Annotated in this window: 11 protein-coding genes; 4 read left to right on the plus strand and 7 right to left on the minus strand. The window is 64.4% G+C overall.

The genetic code is table 11. The annotated features are described in order from the left end of the window. Positions 1 to 20: 20 nt before the first annotated feature. From dnaJ to grpE, 3 genes are all read right to left on the minus strand, one after another. The gene (gene dnaJ / locus P0D73_RS18615; protein WP_132375993.1) at positions 21 to 1160 is read right to left on the minus strand and encodes a molecular chaperone DnaJ; all 1140 of its coding nucleotides are present in this window, start codon (positions 1158 to 1160) and stop codon (positions 21 to 23) included. A gap of 280 nt (positions 1161 to 1440) precedes the next feature. Next, positions 1441 to 3393 (minus strand): molecular chaperone DnaK, encoded by a 1953-nt coding sequence (gene dnaK / locus P0D73_RS18620; protein WP_132375994.1) that lies wholly within the window; start codon positions 3391 to 3393, stop codon positions 1441 to 1443. Between the two features lie 526 nt (positions 3394 to 3919). Then, positions 3920 to 4504: a nucleotide exchange factor GrpE gene (gene grpE, locus P0D73_RS18625; RefSeq protein WP_408432448.1), complete on the minus strand. Its 585-nt coding sequence runs from the start codon at positions 4502 to 4504 to the stop codon at positions 3920 to 3922. A gap of 18 nt (positions 4505 to 4522) precedes the next feature. Between grpE and P0D73_RS18630 the strand changes: the two genes are divergently transcribed. Continuing rightward, positions 4523 to 4819, plus strand: a complete 297-nt coding sequence (locus tag P0D73_RS18630) for a hypothetical protein (RefSeq protein ID WP_408432450.1) — start codon at positions 4523 to 4525, stop codon at positions 4817 to 4819. A gap of 209 nt (positions 4820 to 5028) precedes the next feature. On the opposite strand, the gene P0D73_RS18635 is transcribed toward P0D73_RS18630, so the two are convergent. The 3 genes from P0D73_RS18635 to hrcA form a co-directional block, all read right to left on the minus strand. After that, a complete protein-coding gene (locus P0D73_RS18635) occupies positions 5029 to 5436 on the minus strand; it encodes an RNA-binding S4 domain-containing protein (RefSeq protein WP_132375997.1) in 408 nt (135 codons plus the stop codon). Positions 5437 to 5444: 8 nt separating this feature from the next. Beyond that, positions 5445 to 6515, minus strand: coding sequence for a ferrochelatase (hemH, locus tag P0D73_RS18640; protein WP_408432452.1), 1071 nt, complete (start codon positions 6513 to 6515; stop codon positions 5445 to 5447). Between the two features lie 174 nt (positions 6516 to 6689). Then, positions 6690 to 7709 (minus strand): heat-inducible transcriptional repressor HrcA, encoded by a 1020-nt coding sequence (hrcA, locus tag P0D73_RS18645; protein WP_106284494.1) that lies wholly within the window; start codon positions 7707 to 7709, stop codon positions 6690 to 6692. 330 nt (positions 7710 to 8039) lie between these two features. Between hrcA and P0D73_RS18650 the strand changes: the two genes are divergently transcribed. Then, positions 8040 to 8942 carry an NAD kinase gene (locus P0D73_RS18650; RefSeq protein ID WP_408178867.1) on the plus strand — a complete coding sequence of 301 codons (903 nt, stop codon included), beginning with the start codon at positions 8040 to 8042 and terminating at the stop codon, positions 8940 to 8942. Positions 8943 to 9013: 71 nt separating this feature from the next. Next, complete coding sequence (gene recN / locus P0D73_RS18655; RefSeq protein WP_408283415.1) at positions 9014 to 10684, plus strand: DNA repair protein RecN; 1671 nt, start codon at positions 9014 to 9016, stop codon at positions 10682 to 10684. A 188-nt stretch (positions 10685 to 10872) separates the two neighbouring features. Here the strand turns inward: recN and glnE are convergent, their stop codons facing one another. Next, entirely contained in the window at positions 10873 to 13665 is a 2793-nt protein-coding gene (gene glnE, locus P0D73_RS18660) for a bifunctional [glutamate--ammonia ligase]-adenylyl-L-tyrosine phosphorylase/[glutamate--ammonia-ligase] adenylyltransferase (protein WP_408178869.1), read from the minus strand. A 186-nt stretch (positions 13666 to 13851) separates the two neighbouring features. Between glnE and P0D73_RS18665 the strand changes: the two genes are divergently transcribed. Continuing rightward, a complete protein-coding gene (locus P0D73_RS18665) occupies positions 13852 to 18036 on the plus strand; it encodes a YhdP family protein (RefSeq protein ID WP_408432454.1) in 4185 nt (1394 codons plus the stop codon). The last annotated feature ends 25 nt before the right edge of the window (positions 18037 to 18061 follow it).

An 18061-nucleotide genomic window follows, 5' to 3' on the forward strand; every position in this document is an offset into this window, starting at 1 on the left:
CCGCCAACTTCAAACTGCCATTAATCGAAGAAACTCTTCACCCGATCGAACCAGCTCTTGCTTTGCGGACTATGCCGCGAGCCACCCTCGACCAATGCCTTCTCGAACTGCTTGAGCAGATCGCGTTGCGGCTCGGTGAGCTTGACCGGCGTTTCGACTTGCACGTGCACGTACAGATCGCCGGCAATGCTCGAACGCAGCCCCTTGATGCCCTTGCCACGCAGACGGAACGTCTTGCCCGACTGCGTGCCTTCCGGCACGGTGAAGCTGGCGCGGCCCGCGAGGGTCGGCACTTCGATTTCGCCGCCGAGCGCCGCGGTGGTGAACGGAATCGGCATCTGGCAATGCAGATCGTCGCCGTCGCGCTCGAAAACCGAGTGCTGCTTGATGTGAATCTCGACGTACAGATCGCCCGACGGGCCGCCGTTGATACCCGGCTCGCCATTGCCGGCGGAACGGATACGCATGCCGTCGTCGATACCTGCCGGGATCTTCACTTCCAGCGTCTTGGTTTCCTTCACCTTGCCCGCGCCGTGGCAGTGGCCGCACGGTTCAGGAATGTAGGTGCCGGTGCCGTGGCACTTCGGGCAGGTTTGCTGAATGCTGAAAAAGCCTTGCGACATACGCACCGAACCCGAACCGCTACAGGTCGGGCAGGTTTCCGGCTTGGTGCCGGGCTTGGCGCCCGAACCGTGACAGACTTCGCACGAGACCCAGCTCGGCACGCGAATCTGCGTGTCATAGCCGTGTGCGGCCTGTTCCAGCGTGATTTCCATGCTGTAGCGCAGATCGGCGCCGCGATACACCTGCGGGCCGGCGCGGCCGCCGCCGCGTGCGGCACCACCGGCCGCCTGGCCGAAGATGTCGCCGAAGATATCGCCGAATGCGTCGGCAAACCCGCCGAAGCCTTGCGCCCCGGCACCGCCCATGTTCGGATCGACGCCCGCGTGGCCGTACTGATCGTACGCGGCACGCTTTTGCGAGTCCGACAGCATTTCATAGGCTTCCTTCACCTCTTTGAAATGCTCTTCCGCATCCTTGTTGCCCGGATTGCGGTCGGGGTGGTGCTTCATCGCCAGCTTGCGATAAGCCTTCTTGATTTCGTCGTCGCTCGCGTTCTTTGCGACGCCCAGAACCTCGTAGTAATCCCGTTTCGCCATATCGGTTCAACGCCACTCGCGCAATGCGCACGGTGGCTCCTCTTGAATGCTGGAGTCTCACGACTCGTCCGGCCGTCGTTTCATGCCGCCTGAATGCGGCTCAAAACAACGCCCTCCATAAAACAAATGTGCCCGGAGAGCCTAAAAGGCTCGCCAGGCGTGATAACCGCTCTTGCACGTTTCTGCTGTCCTGCTGTTCGACAAAGCTGGCGCAGTCTCCGGTGCAGCCGGGCCGCACACAAGGCTGTGTGCGGCTTTACGGTCGAAAGGCGACCTGGCTTTAGTCTTTCTTGACTTCCTTGAACTCGGCGTCGACCACGTCGTCCTGCTGGTGGCTCGCGCCACCGGCCGTTGCACCCGGGCTTGCCGCGCCCGCTGCCGCTGCTTCGGCACCCTGCGCAGCCTGCATGTCGGCGTACATCTTCTCGCCCATCTTCTGCGAGGCGGTGGCCACCACTTCGATCTTGGCTTCGATCGCGGCCTTGTCGCTCGAACCGCTCTTCAGCGTTTCTTCGAGGTCCTTCAGCGCGGCTTCGATCTTTTCCTTCTCAGAAGCTTCCAGCTTGTCGCCGTATTCGGTGAGCGCCTTCTTCGTGCTGTGGACCAGCGCGTCGCCCTGGTTGCGCGCATCGGCCAGTTCACGCAGCTTGTGATCTTCTTCCGCGTTCGCTTCGGCGTCCTTCACCATCTTCTCGATTTCGGCTTCGGACAGACCCGAGTTTGCCTTGATCGTGATGCGGTTTTCCTTGCCGGTCGCCTTGTCTTTCGCGCCGACGTGCAGAATGCCGTTCGCGTCGATGTCGAAGCTCACCTCGATCTGCGGCGTGCCGCGCGGTGCCGGCGGAATGCCTTCCAGATTGAACTCGCCCAGCAGCTTGTTGCCCGCTGCCATTTCGCGTTCGCCCTGGAACACCTTGATCGTCACGGCGCCCTGATTGTCGTCGGCCGTCGAATAGACCTGGGCGTGCTTGGTCGGGATCGTGGTGTTCTTGTTGATCATCTTCGTCATCACGCCGCCGAGCGTTTCGATGCCGAGCGACAGCGGGGTCACGTCGAGCAGCAGAACGTCCTTGCGGTCGCCCGACAGAACCTGGCCTTGAATCGCGGCGCCCACGGCGACGGCTTCGTCCGGGTTCACGTCACGGCGCGGATCCTTGCCGAAGAACTCCTTGACCTTTTCCTGCACCTTCGGCATGCGGGTCATACCGCCGACGAGAATCACGTCGTCGATTTCGCCGACCTTCACGCCTGCGTCCTTGATCGCCACGCGGCACGGTTCGATGGTGCGTTCGATCAGCTCTTCAACCAGCGCTTCCAGCTTCGCACGCGTAATTTTCAGGTTCAAGTGCTTCGGACCCGACGCGTCGGCCGTGATGTACGGCAGGTTGATTTCGGTTTGCTGGCTCGACGACAGTTCGATCTTCGCCTTTTCAGCCGATTCCTTCAGGCGTTGCAGCGCGAGCACATCTTTCGACAGATCCACGCCCTGTTCTTTCTTGAACTCGGCAATGATGTAATCGATGATGCGCTGGTCGAAGTCTTCACCGCCCAGGAACGTATCGCCGTTCGTGGAGAGCACTTCGAACTGCATTTCACCGTCGACGTCCGCGATTTCGATGATCGACACGTCGAACGTACCGCCGCCCAGGTCATACACCGCGATCTTGCGGTCGCCCTTTTCGGCCTTGTCCAGACCGAACGCCAGAGCGGCTGCCGTCGGCTCGTTGATGATCCGCTTCACTTCCAGACCGGCGATGCGGCCTGCATCTTTGGTTGCCTGGCGCTGGCTGTCGTTGAAGTACGCGGGAACCGTGATCACAGCTTCCGTGACCGGCTCGCCGAGATAGTCTTCAGCGGTCTTCTTCATCTTGCGCAGCACTTCCGCGGAGATTTGCGGCGGAGCGAGCTTCTGATCGCGCACTTCGACCCATGCGTCGCCGTTATCGGCTTTCATGATCTTGTACGGCATCAGGCCGATGTCTTTCTGCACTTCTTTTTCTTCGAAGCGGCGGCCGATCAGGCGCTTGACTGCGTACAGCGTGTTCTTCGGGTTGGTGACCGACTGACGCTTCGCAGGCGCGCCGACGAGAATCTCGCCGTCTTCCATGTAAGCGATGATCGACGGCGTGGTGCGCGCACCTTCCGAGTTCTCGATCACCTTGACCGAATTGCCTTCCATGATCGCCACGCACGAGTTGGTCGTGCCGAGGTCGATGCCGATGATTTTGCCCATTTTTACTAATCTCCTAACTTTGATCGCTGCGGGAAGCGCCTTGTTTGCCCAGCTGGCGGTAAGGCGATCCGCTCTCAATTCCTACCTGCACTCAACATAAGTGCGTCCGCATCGTTTTCAAGACCTCTTTTGCGATGCGGTCTTTAATTTTTTTCAATCGGGCGAACTTTTGCCCAAATTTGTTCCATTAACCGAGCCGCCTGCCTGCCGACGTGGAAGTGAAACCACGTGGCCGCGCCGTGCAGCATGAAGCGCCGGCCCAGTTCGCGATGCTCGCCAACGTTGCTGTGAAACCATTCGAGACCGAGCGCGCGAATCGCGCCCGGCTCACGGGCACGGCTTTCCTGAAGATCTCACAGTTGAAGCGGTCGAGATTCTGGCAAACACCACGCCAGCTCATCGTCTGCTCCGAATGACTCGGCGCCGAGCTCGCGCATCGCGAAGACGCGAAGCACCGAGGCGCCGACGAGAACACTGGCCGCGGCGCTGCCTGCCGGCCGAAACGGCTTACCGAGCCTTCCGGCGCTTACTTCGGTGCCGCGACGGTCACGAGTGCCGGCCGCAGCACGCGATCGGCGATCACGAAGCCCTTTTGCAGCACGGCCACCACGGTGTTCGGCTCCTGCTCGGCCGGCACCATGGAAATGGCCTGATGGCGGTGCGGGTCGAACTTCTCGCCAATCGGATTCAGGGCGACGACGCGGCCCTTCTCCAACGCGCCGGTGAGCTGGCGCAGCGTGAGTTCGACGCCTTCGCGCACCTTCTGCAGATCGTCGGATGAGTGGGCGACGGCTGCCTCGAGGCTGTCGATTACCGGCAGCAGATGCTCGGCGAAGCTCTCGATTGCAAACTTGTGTGCCTTGGCGACGTCTTCCTGAGCGCGGCGGCGGACGTTTTCGGTCTCAGCCTTAGCCCGCAGGAAGCTTTCCTGCAACTCGGCGATCTTCGCTTCAGCTTCGGCCAAGGCCGCTTGCTCGGCGTTGACCGGCGAGTCGGTCGCGGCGTTGGCAGCCGCTTCCTGCTGAGGTGCCGCGGCATCGGCGGCCTGGCGCGCGGTTTCGTCGGCGGGCGTGGGATTCTGGCTCGTCGGGTTCTCTTGCGTGTTTTCCATGTCGCTGAAAGTCGTTAAATGGGTGAAAGCGAGGTAAAAGCCAACGGTGGCAGGCAGCGCATCAAACCTGGCGCGGTTTGTGCGTTGCAAAATCGCGACAGACAACTTCGCGAGTCACCGCAAATCAAAACGGCAGATGAGGCCGGGAACAACCATTTCAAGCGGTTCTCCCGGATCTTTTCGCACCACGAACGCGCGGCCGAAATGCCCGGTTACAACGATTATTGCTGCGCAATCAGATTGGGATTGAGTGCTATCGACAAGTGGCCTATGCTCCACTTAAGCATCGGAAAAGACGCGTTAACCCTAATCTGACGTCAACCTTTCCGACATATTGCAATTTCCACCCGATTCGCCCGTCTTTATCCTGAACCTTCCCGAGGGGAGTACCGTGAAACTGACCTTTGCAATCTCGGTGGTCGCATTGGTTCTGATTGCGGGCACCACGACCATCTGCATGTCCGGGGCTGTCAACGACCACACTACCGAATACGGCGGTGTGCACGCGACCATGGAACAACTGTTCAACCCCCACCTGAAAGTTTGTCGATAGTGCGCCTGTCGCGTTTCGTCGGCCGGCCGTGCAATGCGGCCGCCGGCTCGCGATACGTCTTGCGCCGCTCCTGTTCGACCTGCCGCTTCACCTTGCTCGCTTCGGTTTCCGCATAAAGCGTTTGCGCGACGCTCGCCGGGCCGCGCACGTCGCACACGCCCAACACTTCCACCTGCCACACGATCCGTTCGATCTCGATCTCCACCAGGTCGCCGACCCGCACGTCTTTGGCCGGCTTGACGCTGGCGCCGCCAATCCGCACATGGCCTTTTTCGACGGCGTCGGCCGCGAGCGAACGCGTCTTGAAGAAGCGCGCCGCCCAAAGCCATTTGTCGATGCGCAGCTTCGCGCCCGCTTCAGTTGAAATCGTGTAATTCATGAGCCTGTTCAAGGTCCTGTCGTATGCGGCACCGGCAACGCCTGCACCGGCCAGCCCTGCAGGTTCTGCGCGACGATTTCGCCCAGCGCGGCAATCCATGCCTGCGAGGCGTTCAAGCAGGGAATCCGATGGAAATCCTTGCCGCCCGCGTGGAGGAATTCGTCGCGCACTTCCATGCCGATTTCCTCGATGGTTTCAAGGCAATCGGCTGTAAACCCCGGACAGAACACGTCGGCGCGCCGCACGCCCGCCGCACCCAGTTCCTTCAGCGTGGGCGCCGTGTAGGGCTGCAGCCATTCGGCCTTGCCAAAACGCGACTGGAACGTGATGCGGCATTCCACCTGCGTCAGTTCGAGCGCTTGCATCAGAAGTGCGCCGGTTTGCTGGCATTGCTCGTGGTATGGGTCGCCGAGATCCAGCGTGCGCTTGGGCACGCCGTGGAAACTCAGCACCAGCTTATCGCCCGCGGCAAAGTCCGGCCGGCCGTGCTGATGCCAATAGTGATGCACCTGCGCGGCAAGCGCTGCGATGTAGGCGGGATGGTCGGCGTACTGCCGCACCGTGCGGATCTCCGGCTGATTGCGCATACGCTTGAGCGCCGAAAAGGCGTCGTCGAAAGCGGTGGCGGTGGTCGACGACGAATACTGCGGATACATGGGCATCAGCAGCACGCGCTCGGCGCCCGCCAGCTTGAGCTGGTTCAGCATGGCCGGAATGCCCGGCGTGCCGTAGCGCATCGCGTAATCGACCAGCACAGTGTAGTCGTTCAATTGCAACAGATGGCGCAAGCCCTCCACCTGCTTCTCTGTGTGAACGCGCAGTGGCGAGCCTTCGGGCATCCACACCGCGGCGTACTTCTTGGCGGACGCGCGGCCCCGGACCGGCAAAATCAGCAGCCGCAGAATGATCTGCCAGAGCAGCGCCGGAATTTCGACCACGCGCGGATCGGACAGAAACTGCGCGAGATAGCGGCGGACCGCACGCGGCGTCGGCGCGTCGGGCGTGCCGAGATTGATCAGCAGCACGGCGACACGGTGTGACGTGGCGTTCTGTGAGGGCCGCTCGAGGTCGAAGCGCATAGGCAGCAGAAGTAACCGGTTTTGGCGGAGAGTCGGTTCAGGTGGGATTCATTATAGCGGCGCGGTTCATGCACCGGTCCGCCGGACACCCCTGGCCATTCGGCCAATTGGCAAGCCGCGCGCGGTCACGCATTATTTGCAGCAGGTGCCGCCGCGGCCAGGAGTCGAAGCTATTTATTGCTGGCTGAGAGTCAGGGAAAGCAGGCGCGCGGTGATGTCCACAATCGGAATCACGCGGTTGTAGGCCATGCGGGTCGGCCCGATCACGCCGAGCGTGCCGACGATCTTGCCGTTCACCTCGTACGGCGCGGTGACCACGCTCATTTCCTCGATCGGCACGAGATTCGACTCGCCGCCGATGAAAATCTGCACGCCCGCCGCGTGACTCGACACGTCGAGCAATTGAAGGAGACTAGTCTTTTGGTCGAACACATCGAACAACTTGCGCAAGCGCGCCATGTCCGACGAAAGGTCGGCGACTTCGAGCAGGTTGCGCTCGCCGGAAATCAGCACGGTCTCGCCCGTGTCGGATTCGTCCGTGCTGGCGGTGACGGCGGCATGCATCAGCGTAGTCATGTCGCCGCGCAACTCGTCGATTTCTTCGCGCAGGCGGCGGCGCACGTCGTCGAACGAAAGGCCCGCGAAGTGCGCGTTGATGTAGTTGGACGCCTCGACCAGTTGCGACGGCGAGAAATCGCGCTGGGTCGCCATGATGCGGTTCTGCACGTCCCCTTCCGGCGTGACGATGATCAGCAGAATGCGCTTGTCGGACAAACGCATGAACTCGATCTGCTTGAACACATGGCTGCGCCGCGGCGTGAGCACCACGCCGGCGAACTGCGACAAATTGGAGAGCACGCTGGCCGCCGCCGCAACGATTTTCTGCGGTTCGCCCGCCTGCAGCGTAGTCTTGACGGTACGTGTCACGGCCTCTTCGTCTGCGGCGGACTCCACCGTCAGCATGGTGTCCACGAACAGGCGGTAGCCGCGAGGCGTAGGAATGCGGCCCGCCGAAGTATGCGGACTGATCACGAGCCCCAGGTCCTCGAGGTCGGACATCACGTTGCGGATCGTTGCGGGACTCAGTTCGAGGCCCGAATAGCGCGACAACGTGCGCGAGCCGACCGGCTGACCTTCGGCGATGTAACGCTCGATCAGCGTTTTGAGGAGGGTTTGTGCGCGAGGATCTAGCATGACGGAAAATTTTAGCTCAATGGCACGACAACCGCGAGCGCTAGGGGCGCCCATCCCTGACGAACGCGCCGCCTGTTGCCAGCGCAGCGCATTGCCTTCGGTCCGGCCTGCTAGCCGGCGTTCCGCCCGACGCTTTGCGGACCACCTTGCGGGCCACCTTCTGGGCGGCCCCGCTGCCGGCACCCCGCCGCACTTTAACCGGCGCACATGTCATCAAGGCTTCACCATTCTAACGACAATCGCGAGATGCGCTGACGGCCCGCGCATGCCGGCCCGCTACCGGGTCTGTCTGCGGTTCTTTTCAGGCCCTACCTATGGTGTAATGCCGGCATGCAAGTGACCAGCCAGTTCAAGACCGTCGCGCTCGTCGGGCGCAACAATACGCCGGGCATCGCCGAGCCCTTGACCACGCTCGCCTCGTGCATCGCGAAGCGCGGCTTCGAGGTCGTGTTCGAAGCCGACACCGCCGCCGAGATCGGCGTCACCGACTATCCGGCGCTGCGTCCCGCCGAGATCGGCGCGCGCGCCGACGTTGCGGTGGTGCTGGGCGGCGACGGCACCATGCTCGGCATCGGCCGCCAGCTTGCGCCGTACCGCACGCCGCTGATCGGCATCAACCACGGGCGGCTCGGCTTCATTACCGACATTCCGATCTCCGACATGCGCGAGATCGTGCCGCAAATGCTGTCGGGCAATTTCGAGCGCGAAGAACGTGTGCTGCTCGAAGCGCGCATCATGCGCGGCGGCAATCCGATCTATCACGCGCTGGCCTTCAACGACGTGGTGGTCAACCGCAGCGGCTTCTCGGGCATGGCGGAACTGCATGTCTCGGTGGACGGCCGCTTCATGTACAACCAGCGCTCGGACGGCCTGATCGTGGCCACGCCCACCGGCTCGACCGCTTACGCGCTGTCGTCGCAAGGGCCGATTCTGCATCCGCAATTGCAAGGCATCGTGCTGGTGCCGATCGCGCCGCACGCGCTCTCGAACCGGCCGATCGTGCTGCCGGACGACTCCAAGGTGAGCATCCAGATCGTCTCGGGGCGCGAAGTGAACGTCAATTTCGACATGCAGTCGTTCACCTCGCTCGAACTGAGCGACACGATCGAAGTGCGCCGCTCGCGTCATACGGTGCCGATGCTGCATCCCGTCGGCTACAGCTACTTCGCCACGCTGCGCAAGAAGCTGCACTGGAACGAATACCCGTCGCACGAAGAAGATCCCAAGCCCTGAGCGGCAAGGACACCGGAACGCGAACGCCGCCGCTGCCGAAACCCGACTATCACGCTCACCAGACGACCTCCATGCTTCGCCACCTCTCGATACGCGACTTCGTCATCGTCGCCGCGCTCGATCTCGAATTCGACAGCGGCTTTACTGTTTTCTCCGGCGAAACCGGCGCCGGCAAATCGATCCTGATCGACGCGCTGGCGCTCGCGCTCGGCGCCCGCGCCGATGCGAACGTCGTGCGCGCCGGCGAAAGCCGCGCCGACATCACCGCGGAGTTCGAGACGCACGCGCAGGTCGAGCAATGGCTCGACGAGCAGGCGCTCGGCACGACCGGCGACGACGGCCATCACGACGGCACGGTGATGCTGCGGCGCGTGGTGGATGCGAACGGCCGCTCGCGGGCCTTCATCAACGGCACCGCGGCGACGCTCGCGCAGTTGCGCGAGGTCGGCGAAATGCTGGTGGATATTCATGGCCAGCATGCACACCAGTTGCTGATGCGCCCCGACGCGCAACGCGAACTGTTCGACACACACGCCGGCCTGTCCGACACTGCCGCGACCGTTACGCGAGCATGGCGCATGTGGCGCGAGAAGGTTCAGGCGGTCGAGCACGCGCAAACGCGTGACCGTGAACTGCAACTGGAACGCGAGCGCCTCGCCTGGCAGCTCACCGAACTGGACAAGCTCGCGCCGCAACCCGGTGAGTGGGAAGAAGTGAACGCCGAGCATCGGCGGCTGTCGCACTCCGCCAATCTCATCGACGGCGTGCAAGGCGCGCTCGGCGCGCTGTCCGAATCGGACGAGGCCATGATCACGCATCTTTCCTCGATCGTCTCGAAGGTGCGTGATCTGGCGGAGATCGATCCGGCCTTGAACGACGTGCTGGCCGCGCTCGAGCCGGCCGAAATCCAGCTGCAGGAAGCGGCTTATTCGCTGAGTCATTACGCGCAAAAGCTCGAACTCGATCCGGATCGGCTGGCGCAGGTCGAGAAGCGTCTCGACGCGTTGCATTCGGCCGCGCGCAAGTTCCGTCTGCAGCCGGAAACACTGCCTGAGGAACACGAGGCGCGTCGCGCGCAACTGGCCGCGCTCGACGCGGCCGCCGACCTCGACAGCCTGCACGCCGCCGAAGCCAAAGCCAGGGAAGACTTCCTGACCGAGGCGAAGAAACTCTCGAAGGCGCGCGCCAAGGCCGGCAAGGCGCTGGGCGCGGCGGTGACCACGGGCATGCAGGAACTGTCGATGAAAGGCGGCAGCTTCGAAGTCGCGCTGGTGCCGCTGCCCGAAGGCGGCGCGCATGGGCTCGAACAGGTCGAGTTCCGCGTCGCCGGGCATGCCGGCGTGCCGCTGCGGCCGCTTGCCAAGGTCGCCTCAGGCGGCGAACTGGCGCGGATCAGCCTCGCGCTCGCCGTGATCGCCAGCGCCGCCAGCCCGACACCCACGCTGATCTTCGACGAAGTGGACACGGGCATCGGCGGCGGCGTCGCCGAAGTGGTCGGGCGGCTTTTGCATCAGCTTGGCCAACAGCGCCAGGTGCTGTGCGTGACGCACTTGCCGCAAGTTGCCGCGCGCGGCGACCATCATTTCCAGGTGGCGAAAGCGGGCAACGGCAAAGGTGGCACGGTCAGCAGCGTGACCTCGCTCGACAAGGCGAGTCGCGTCGAGGAAGTCGCGCGCATGCTCGGCGGCCTGGAGATCACACCGACCACGCGCAAGCATGCGAAGGAAATGCTGGCGGCGTAGTTGTTCGTCGGCTGGGGATGCCCTCGCCATCCGCGACTCGCGATCGGAGCACTGGCGGCGACGAACGACGGCTAAGGGTGAATCGCTGGGCGCGTCGCCCGCTTGGCAAAGTGAAGGCCGCGACGTCGCTCACGCCGCCGCTCGAAGCGCCGCTAGGCAGGCCCCGCTTGAGAAACCCTCGCGCGCGTTCAACCAAACACACGCTTCCACAGCCCCAGCACCGCTTCACGCTCCCTAGCCACCAGCGCCGGCTCGACCCGCGCCTTCTCCATCCCATCCAGCCGCAACTGGTGCTGCAACTTGCGGTACGTTCGGTACGCCGCGCCGACCGTCTCCGCTTCCGCCTCGCTCATCAGGCCGAAGCGCGACACTTCCCGCAGCAACGCGATGTTGCCGGTATTGCGGATCAACTCGGGATCGCTCGCCGCGTGCAACAACACCCAGTACTGCACGGTGAACTCGATATCCACCATCCCGCCGCTATCGTGCTTCAGGTCGAACAGCGCCGTATGGTTCGGATGCCCCGCTTCGACGCGCGCACGCATCTCCACAATTTCCTTCATCAGCGGCGCCGCTTCGCGCGGCGTGGTCAGCACCTGTTCGCGGATGGCTTCGAACTTCGCGCCGATCTCAGCGTCGCCCGCGCAGTAACGCGCGCGGCTCAATGCCTGGTGCTCCCATACCCACGCCGTATTCGCTGCGTCGCCCTCGCGCAACTGGTAACGGCGGAACGCGTCCAGATCGGTGACGAGCAGGCCCGATTCGCCGTTCGGCCGCAGACGCAAGTCGACGTCGAACAGGGTGCCGGCGCCGGTTGCCGTCGTGAGCCAGGTGATCAGGCGGCGGGTGTAGGTGGAGTAGACGTCGGCTGCGGCGTCGTCGGGGTCGTCGTAGAGGAAGATCACGTCGAGATCGGACGCGTAGCCCAGTTCCTTGCCGCCTAGCTTGCCGTACGCGATCACCGCGAAACGCGGCACGTCGCGGTGGCGTTTCGGCAGCTGGTTCCAGACGGCCTCGAGCGTGACGTCGAGCACGGCATCGGCGAGTTCGGACAGCCGGTCGCTCACATGTTCGACGCTCAGCTTGCCGGCCAGATCGATTAGCAGAATGCGAAACACCTCGGCCTGGTGGGCATGGCGCAACAGATCCATCTGCTGCTCGACGCCGTCCGCCGCGGCAAGGCGCAGGCGCAGCGTGCGCTTGAACTCGGGCCAGTCGAACGGACTGTTGATCGCTTCGTCGTCCAGCAATTCGTCGAGCAATTGCGGATGGCGGATCAGGTAGCCGGCCGCCCAGCGCGACCCGCCGAGCACCGACAGCACGCGATGCAGCGCCTGCGGATATTCGGTCAGCAGCGCGAGATACGCGCCGCGCCGGCTCACCGCTTCGAGCAGGTCGAAGAACCGCGCCACCGTATCGCCGCGCCGCTCGGCGGGCTCCAGCGTGCGCGCGGCTTCGAGCGCCCGTTGCGCGACGATGTCGAAACGTTGCCGGCTGCGCTCGGCCAGCCCCGCATAACGCGACGACTGCCACACCGCGCGCAGCCGCGCGAGCAGTTCGCCCGGTTCGGCCACGCCGAGTTCGATCAGGCGCGCCTGCAGGGCTTCGTCGGCGCTGTCGTCGGCGAGCGCGCTGCTCCACACCCACACGCCGGCGCCGTCTTCGGGTGCGCCACAGCCGTCGCGGCCGCTCACCTTGTCGGCGAAAATCTGATCGAACTGCTGTTCGACGAATTCGCGATGCGCGTCGAGCTTGGCCATCAGCGCGGCGTAGTCGTCGCAACCCATCGCATGAGCGAGCGCCGCGCGTTCCTCGCGATCGACCGGCATCGCATGGGTCTGCGCATCGTTGCGGTATTGCAGCCGATGCTCGAGTTCGCGCAGGAAGCGATACGCCTGCGACAGCTTCACGCAAACCGACGTGTCGATCAGCCCATGCGTGGCCGCGTGACGCAGCACGGCAAGCGTCGGCCGCACACGGAAGCCCGCATCCTGGCCGCCACGGATCAACTGGAACACCTGCGCGCTGAATTCGATTTCGCGGATGCCGCCCCGCCCGAGCTTGATGTCGTCCGCCTTGTCGGGACGCATCGACGCACGCCGCTGCGCCTCCTGGCGAATCTGCAGATGGAGTGCGCGAATCGCGCTGATCACGCCGAAGTCGAGATAGCGGCGGTAGACGAACGGCATGACGATCGCATCGAGCTGCTTCTGCAGCCGTTGCGCGGCATCGCTCGCGGCTTCGGACACGAGACGCCCCTTGATCCACGCATAGCGCTCCCACTCGCGGCCTTGCACGTAGAAATACTCTTCGAGCATGCCGAGACTGCACACGAGCGGCCCCGAGTCGCCGTTCGGCCGCAGCCGCATATCGACACGGAACACGTAGCCGTCGCCGGTCACTTCGGCGAGGGCGCCGATCAGGCGCTTGCCGAGGCGCGTGAAAAAGTCCTGCGTGGCGATCGGCGAACGCTGGCCGCCAGCGGTCTCACCGTCCTCTTCATAAATGAAGATCAAGTCGATATCGGACGACACGTTCAGCTCGCGCCCGCCAAGCTTGCCCATCCCCACCACGCCAAGCGAGAGCCGTTCGCCTTGCGGGTTGCGCGGCTCGCCATACAGCGCTTCGAGTTCGGCGGACAGGACCGCAAGCGCGCGCTGGATCGTCGTCTCCGCCAGGTCCGTCATCGCGCCGGTGACTTCGGCAACATCAGCCTCACCCGCCAGATCACGCTCCATCACGGCGCAAAAAACCTCGGTGCGCAGTTGGCGCAAGGCCCGTTTAAGTGCATCTTCACTCAATGGCGCATCGGCCGCGCCGGCCGACTCGGCGCACAAGGCGTCGAAACGCGCGTCGATACGCTCGCGCGTGAGCGGCCCGGACGCCAGCGCCGCCACGTGCGCCACGAGTTGCGGACGGGCCGCCGCAGCGCGCGCCGCGTAGTGTGAATAGTTGGAACTCAGGAGAGTGGCGTCAGTCATCAAGGGTCTGGCTCGCTCGTTGCTTGATCAGCGTGGTTCAGTTCGCAGTAGCACAGGAGTGCGGCAGCCTCGCGCAAGTCGCGAGACGGCATGCAGACAGGGTTTGCAGGAGGTCCGCCTACGCTTTCCCGTGTGTTACATTTCGTCGTTAATTCGCAAAACTACCATACGCCCTCCCGCCGCAGCATGTCCGAGCGAAACGAATCCGCCGACCAGCACGAAACTGCGCAGGTCCGGCCTGTGAGCGGACGCGACCACATCGTGCTGCGTCGGACCTTGCACGTGGTCCTCGCGCTCGCGCTCGTCCTGTACTTCATTGCGACGGGTCTGTTTCTCGGCTTGCGCTACGTGGTCCTGCCGCGGATCGATTCGTTCCGGCCGCGCATCGAAGCCGCCATCTCCGAAAAGCTGCACACGCAGTTCACCATCGGCAAGCTCGCGCCGCATTGGAGCGGCTTCCAGCCGGGTCTCGACGTCACCGACCTCGTAATCCGCGACCACGACGGCAAAGCCGCGCTGACCATCCCGCACGCCACCGCCGCGCTCTCGTGGAAGTCGCTCTGGCAGTTTCATCCCGCGCTGTCCAGCCTGATCGTCGATCAGCCGGACGTGCTGGTGTCGCGCAGCAGCGACGGCGTGCTTTCGGTGGCGGGCGTGCCGGTGCCGACTCGCCACAGCGGCAACGACACCTTGTCCACCTGGCTACTGCGTCAGCAGGCGATCGTGGTGCGCGGCGGCGCGCTGCGCTGGCGCGATGCGCAGCATGACGCGCCGGAGTTGGCGCTGCGCGACATCCGCATCGCGATTCTGAACGACGGCTACGATCACCGCCTTGCGCTGCAGGCGCCCGCCGACGGCCAGGTCCTGCACGGCCCGATCGATTTCCGCACGCACTTCAAACACGCGCGGCTCTCCGCGATCGGCAAGCCGATCAACTGGACCGGCCAGGTGTACGTCTCGACCGGCCCGGTCGATCTGCCGACGCTCGCGCGCTACGTCAATTTCCCGATCGAGACGTTTGCCGGCCGAATCGACAACGCCATCTGGATCGACTTCGCCGACGGGCGCATGAAGTCGGCGGGCGGGCAACTCGCCGGCACCGACGTCGCCATGCGGGTGCGTCCGACCCAGCCGAAGCTGCTGGTGCCGATCGCCAATTTCTCGTGGCGCCTCGAAGCCGACCAGGGCGACTACAGACTGCAACTGACCAATCTGCACGCCGAACTCGGCCAGCCGCCGCTCGACGACGGCACGCCGCTCACCCGCACACTCGCGTTCACCACGCTCAATAGCCGCTACCGGACCGCCTCGCAGCAACACGGGCAGCTCGTCAGCGTGAGCGGCGATCGTGTCGATCTCGGCATCCTCGCCGAATTCAGCCGCGCGTTGCCGCTGCCGCTGCGCCTCCTGAACAGTCTGGTGCGCTTCAATCCGCGCGGTCTGGTCGCCAATTATGTGATCGAAGTCGAACGCGGCAAACCCGAGTCCGGCGAAGCAGGCAGCGATCGCCGCCCGAGCGGCGCCGAGCCGATCGAACGCTATCGCTTCAAGGGCGACCTGCAGGGTATCAGCATCGCCGCTCAGGAACCGCCGCCGGGGCTCACACCACTGAATCACCCGCGCGCGGGCATTCCCGGCATCGAGAATCTGTGGGGCAGCGTGGATGCCGACGAGACCCACGGCACCGCCCTGCTCAACACCTCCAACGTCGCCATTACGCTGCCGGGCGTGTTCGACGACCCGCGCCTGAAGCTCGACCATCTGCATGGCCGCGCCGATTGGACCATTGCGCCGAAAGCGCCGGGCGAGAACCGCCCGGCCTTCACCGTGAAGCTGGCCGATTTCGGCGTCTCGAACGCCGACGCCGCGGCCACCGCCTCCGCCGACTACAGCAACCCCGGCCACGGACGCGGCTCGCTCGATCTGAAAGCCGACTTCCAGCGCGCGCAGGTGTCGCGCATCGTCCGCTACTTGCCGACCAGCATCAGCGAAAAGCTGCGCATCTATCTCGGCCACGGCTTGCAGGCCGGCATGTCGCACGGCGCGACCATCGAGATTCACGGCGATCTCACCAAATTTCCCTACTCGCGCGATCCGAGCGCCGGGCAGTTCCATATCGTTGCGCCGTTCAAGGGCGGCAAGTTCGATCCGACGCCATTCCCGCCGCGCAAGATGAGGAACGGCACGCCGAACGTGTGGCCCGCGCTCGACGGCATCGACGGCATGTTCGAGCTCAAGCAGAACGTGCTGCGCTTCGACATCGACCGGGCGCATTACAAGCAGGTCGCGCTGATCGGCGTCAACGGCAGGATCGAGGACCTCGGCACCAAGGCGTCGAGCCTCGTCATCAAGGGCGATGGCCACGGGCCGCTCGCCGACATGCTCGACTACGTGAACGCCAGCTCGCTCGGCATCATGGCGAAGCATGAAACCGAGAAAGTGCGCGCCGAAGGGCCCGCGTCGCTCGCGCTCCAGTTGACGGTGCCGCGTACGCCGAAGCCGCACATCGCCGTGGAAGGCGCGGTCGGCTTCCAGAACAATCGCCTGAGCGTCGAGAACGCGCCGCCGCTGTCGCAACTGAAGGGCAAGGTGCATTTCACCGAGCACACGGCGCAGGTCGACCGGCTCTCCGGGCAATTCCTCGGCGGCGACGCGCATGCGAACGGCGGATTGCAGAAGGACGGCACCTATGCGCTCGACCTCGGCGGCCATATCGCCGTCGACGCGGCGCGCGGCCTCAACCTGCGTGGCCCGGCCGCGCAGGTGCTGACGCGCATGAGCGGCAGCGCGCCCTACGCGCTCAACGTGCGCGGCGCCAAAGGACAGCTGCCCGAAGTGAAGGCGCACTCCGATCTGACCGGCCTCGCGCTCGACTTCCCCGCGCCTTTCAACAAGCCGGTCGGCACGCCGATGCCGCTGCGTTTCGCCGTCAGCCCGTCCGCCGCACCGGGCGAAGCGGGAATCGAGCGCGCCGATCTCACCCTCGGCCCGGTCGCCGCCACCTATCTGCTGCGCTATCAGCCGAAAACGACGCCGACGGTCGTGCGCGGCGCAATCGGCGTGAACAAGGCCGCCGACCTGCCGTCCGAAGGGGTGATCGCCGCCGTCGACCTGGACGAATTCGACGCGGACGCGTGGCGCGCGCTGATCACGCAAATACGCAGTAAAGAAGCGGCCGCCGCCGTGACGCCGGCTGTGCAGAACCCGACCGTCGCGCAATTCCTGCCGAGCCGCTTCGCGTTGCACATCGACACGCTGACGCTGCTCAAACGGCACTGGGACAGCGTGATCGTCGGCGCATCGCATACGGACCGCACATGGCAGGCGAACATCGCCTCGAACCAGGTGTCGGGCCATGTGTCATGGCTGCCGGGCGCGACGAAAGAGTCGCCGGGCACGCTACAGGCGCGCTTTGCCCGCGTGGTGATTCCGTCGGCGACCGACAAGGACGTGCTCGGCCAGGCGATCTCGGCGCCGGCGCAGAACATGCCGTCCATCGATCTGGTGGTCAACGAGTTGATCGTGCGCGACCGCAACATTGGCCGCCTCGAAGTCGACGCGCACAACTTCGACGAAGACGGCGTGCCGGTCTGGCAACTCGACAAGCTCGACATCACCAACCCCGCGGCTACGCTGACCGCCACCGCGAACTGGCGCACCTCGACCGGCCTCGGCAACAGCGCCGACGAAGCCACGCCGCGCCGCACCGTGTTCGATTTCAAGCTCGATATCAAGGACGCCGGCGCGCTGCTGGAGCGCTTCGGCCAGCCGCGCACGCTCAAGGCGGGCAGCGGTTCGCTTTCGGGCAAGGTGGTGTGGCAAGGCGGCCCGACCAAGATCGACTATCCGACCTTTAACGGCAATCTGGCCGTCGATCTGCGTCACGGCGAGATTCTCAAGGTCGATCCGGGCGTCGCCAAGCTGCTGGGAGTGCTCAGCCTGCAAAGCCTCGCGCGCTTCGCCACCATGAATTTTCACGACGTGATCGGCGAAGGCCTGCCGTTCGATCATGTCACCGGCACCGCGCAGGTTCACAACGGCATTGGCCGCACCGAGAACTTCGAGATGGTGACCGCACCGGCGCGCGCCGAGATGAAAGGCTCGGTCGATCTCGCTCAAGAAACGCAGGACCTGCACGTGCGGATCGTGCCGACGGTCAGCGCCGGCGCCGGTGTGATTGCCGCGGCGGTCATCAATCCGCTGCTCGGGCTGGGCGCGCTGGTGGCCGATGTGGCCTTCAGCCAGACGGTCTCGCACGCGTTCGCGCGGGATTACGCGATCACCGGTTCGTGGTCGAAACCGCACGTTGAGCGGGTGAAGAGCGATCGCGGTAAGATGGACGCTCCGGCTTCGACCGTGGACGCGCACTGAGCCTGCATCCGGCCCTTTGTTTGGT

The sequence above is a fragment of the Paraburkholderia sp. RL18-101-BIB-B genome, from assembly GCF_046026985.1.
Taxonomy (GTDB): Bacteria; Pseudomonadota; Gammaproteobacteria; order Burkholderiales; family Burkholderiaceae; genus Paraburkholderia.

Coding starts and splice junctions, on each gene's coding strand:
- recN (WP_408283415.1), top strand. CDS start 9,014: ATGCTTCGCCACCTCTCGATACGCGACTTCGTCATCGTCGCCGCGCTC.
- P0D73_RS18665 (WP_408432454.1), top strand. CDS start 13,852: ATGTCCGAGCGAAACGAATCCGCCGACCAGCACGAAACTGCGCAGGTC.
- P0D73_RS18650 (WP_408178867.1), top strand. CDS start 8,040: ATGCAAGTGACCAGCCAGTTCAAGACCGTCGCGCTCGTCGGGCGCAAC.
- P0D73_RS18630 (WP_408432450.1), top strand. CDS start 4,523: ATGGGTGAAAGCGAGGTAAAAGCCAACGGTGGCAGGCAGCGCATCAAA.
- P0D73_RS18635 (WP_132375997.1), bottom strand. CDS start 5,436: ATGAATTACACGATTTCAACTGAAGCGGGCGCGAAGCTGCGCATCGAC.
- hrcA (WP_106284494.1), bottom strand. CDS start 7,709: ATGCTAGATCCTCGCGCACAAACCCTCCTCAAAACGCTGATCGAGCGT.
- hemH (WP_408432452.1), bottom strand. CDS start 6,515: ATGCGCTTCGACCTCGAGCGGCCCTCACAGAACGCCACGTCACACCGT.
- grpE (WP_408432448.1), bottom strand. CDS start 4,504: ATGGAAAACACGCAAGAGAACCCGACGAGCCAGAATCCCACGCCCGCC.
- glnE (WP_408178869.1), bottom strand. CDS start 13,665: ATGACTGACGCCACTCTCCTGAGTTCCAACTATTCACACTACGCGGCG.
- dnaK (WP_132375994.1), bottom strand. CDS start 3,393: ATGGGCAAAATCATCGGCATCGACCTCGGCACGACCAACTCGTGCGTG.
- dnaJ (WP_132375993.1), bottom strand. CDS start 1,160: ATGGCGAAACGGGATTACTACGAGGTTCTGGGCGTCGCAAAGAACGCG.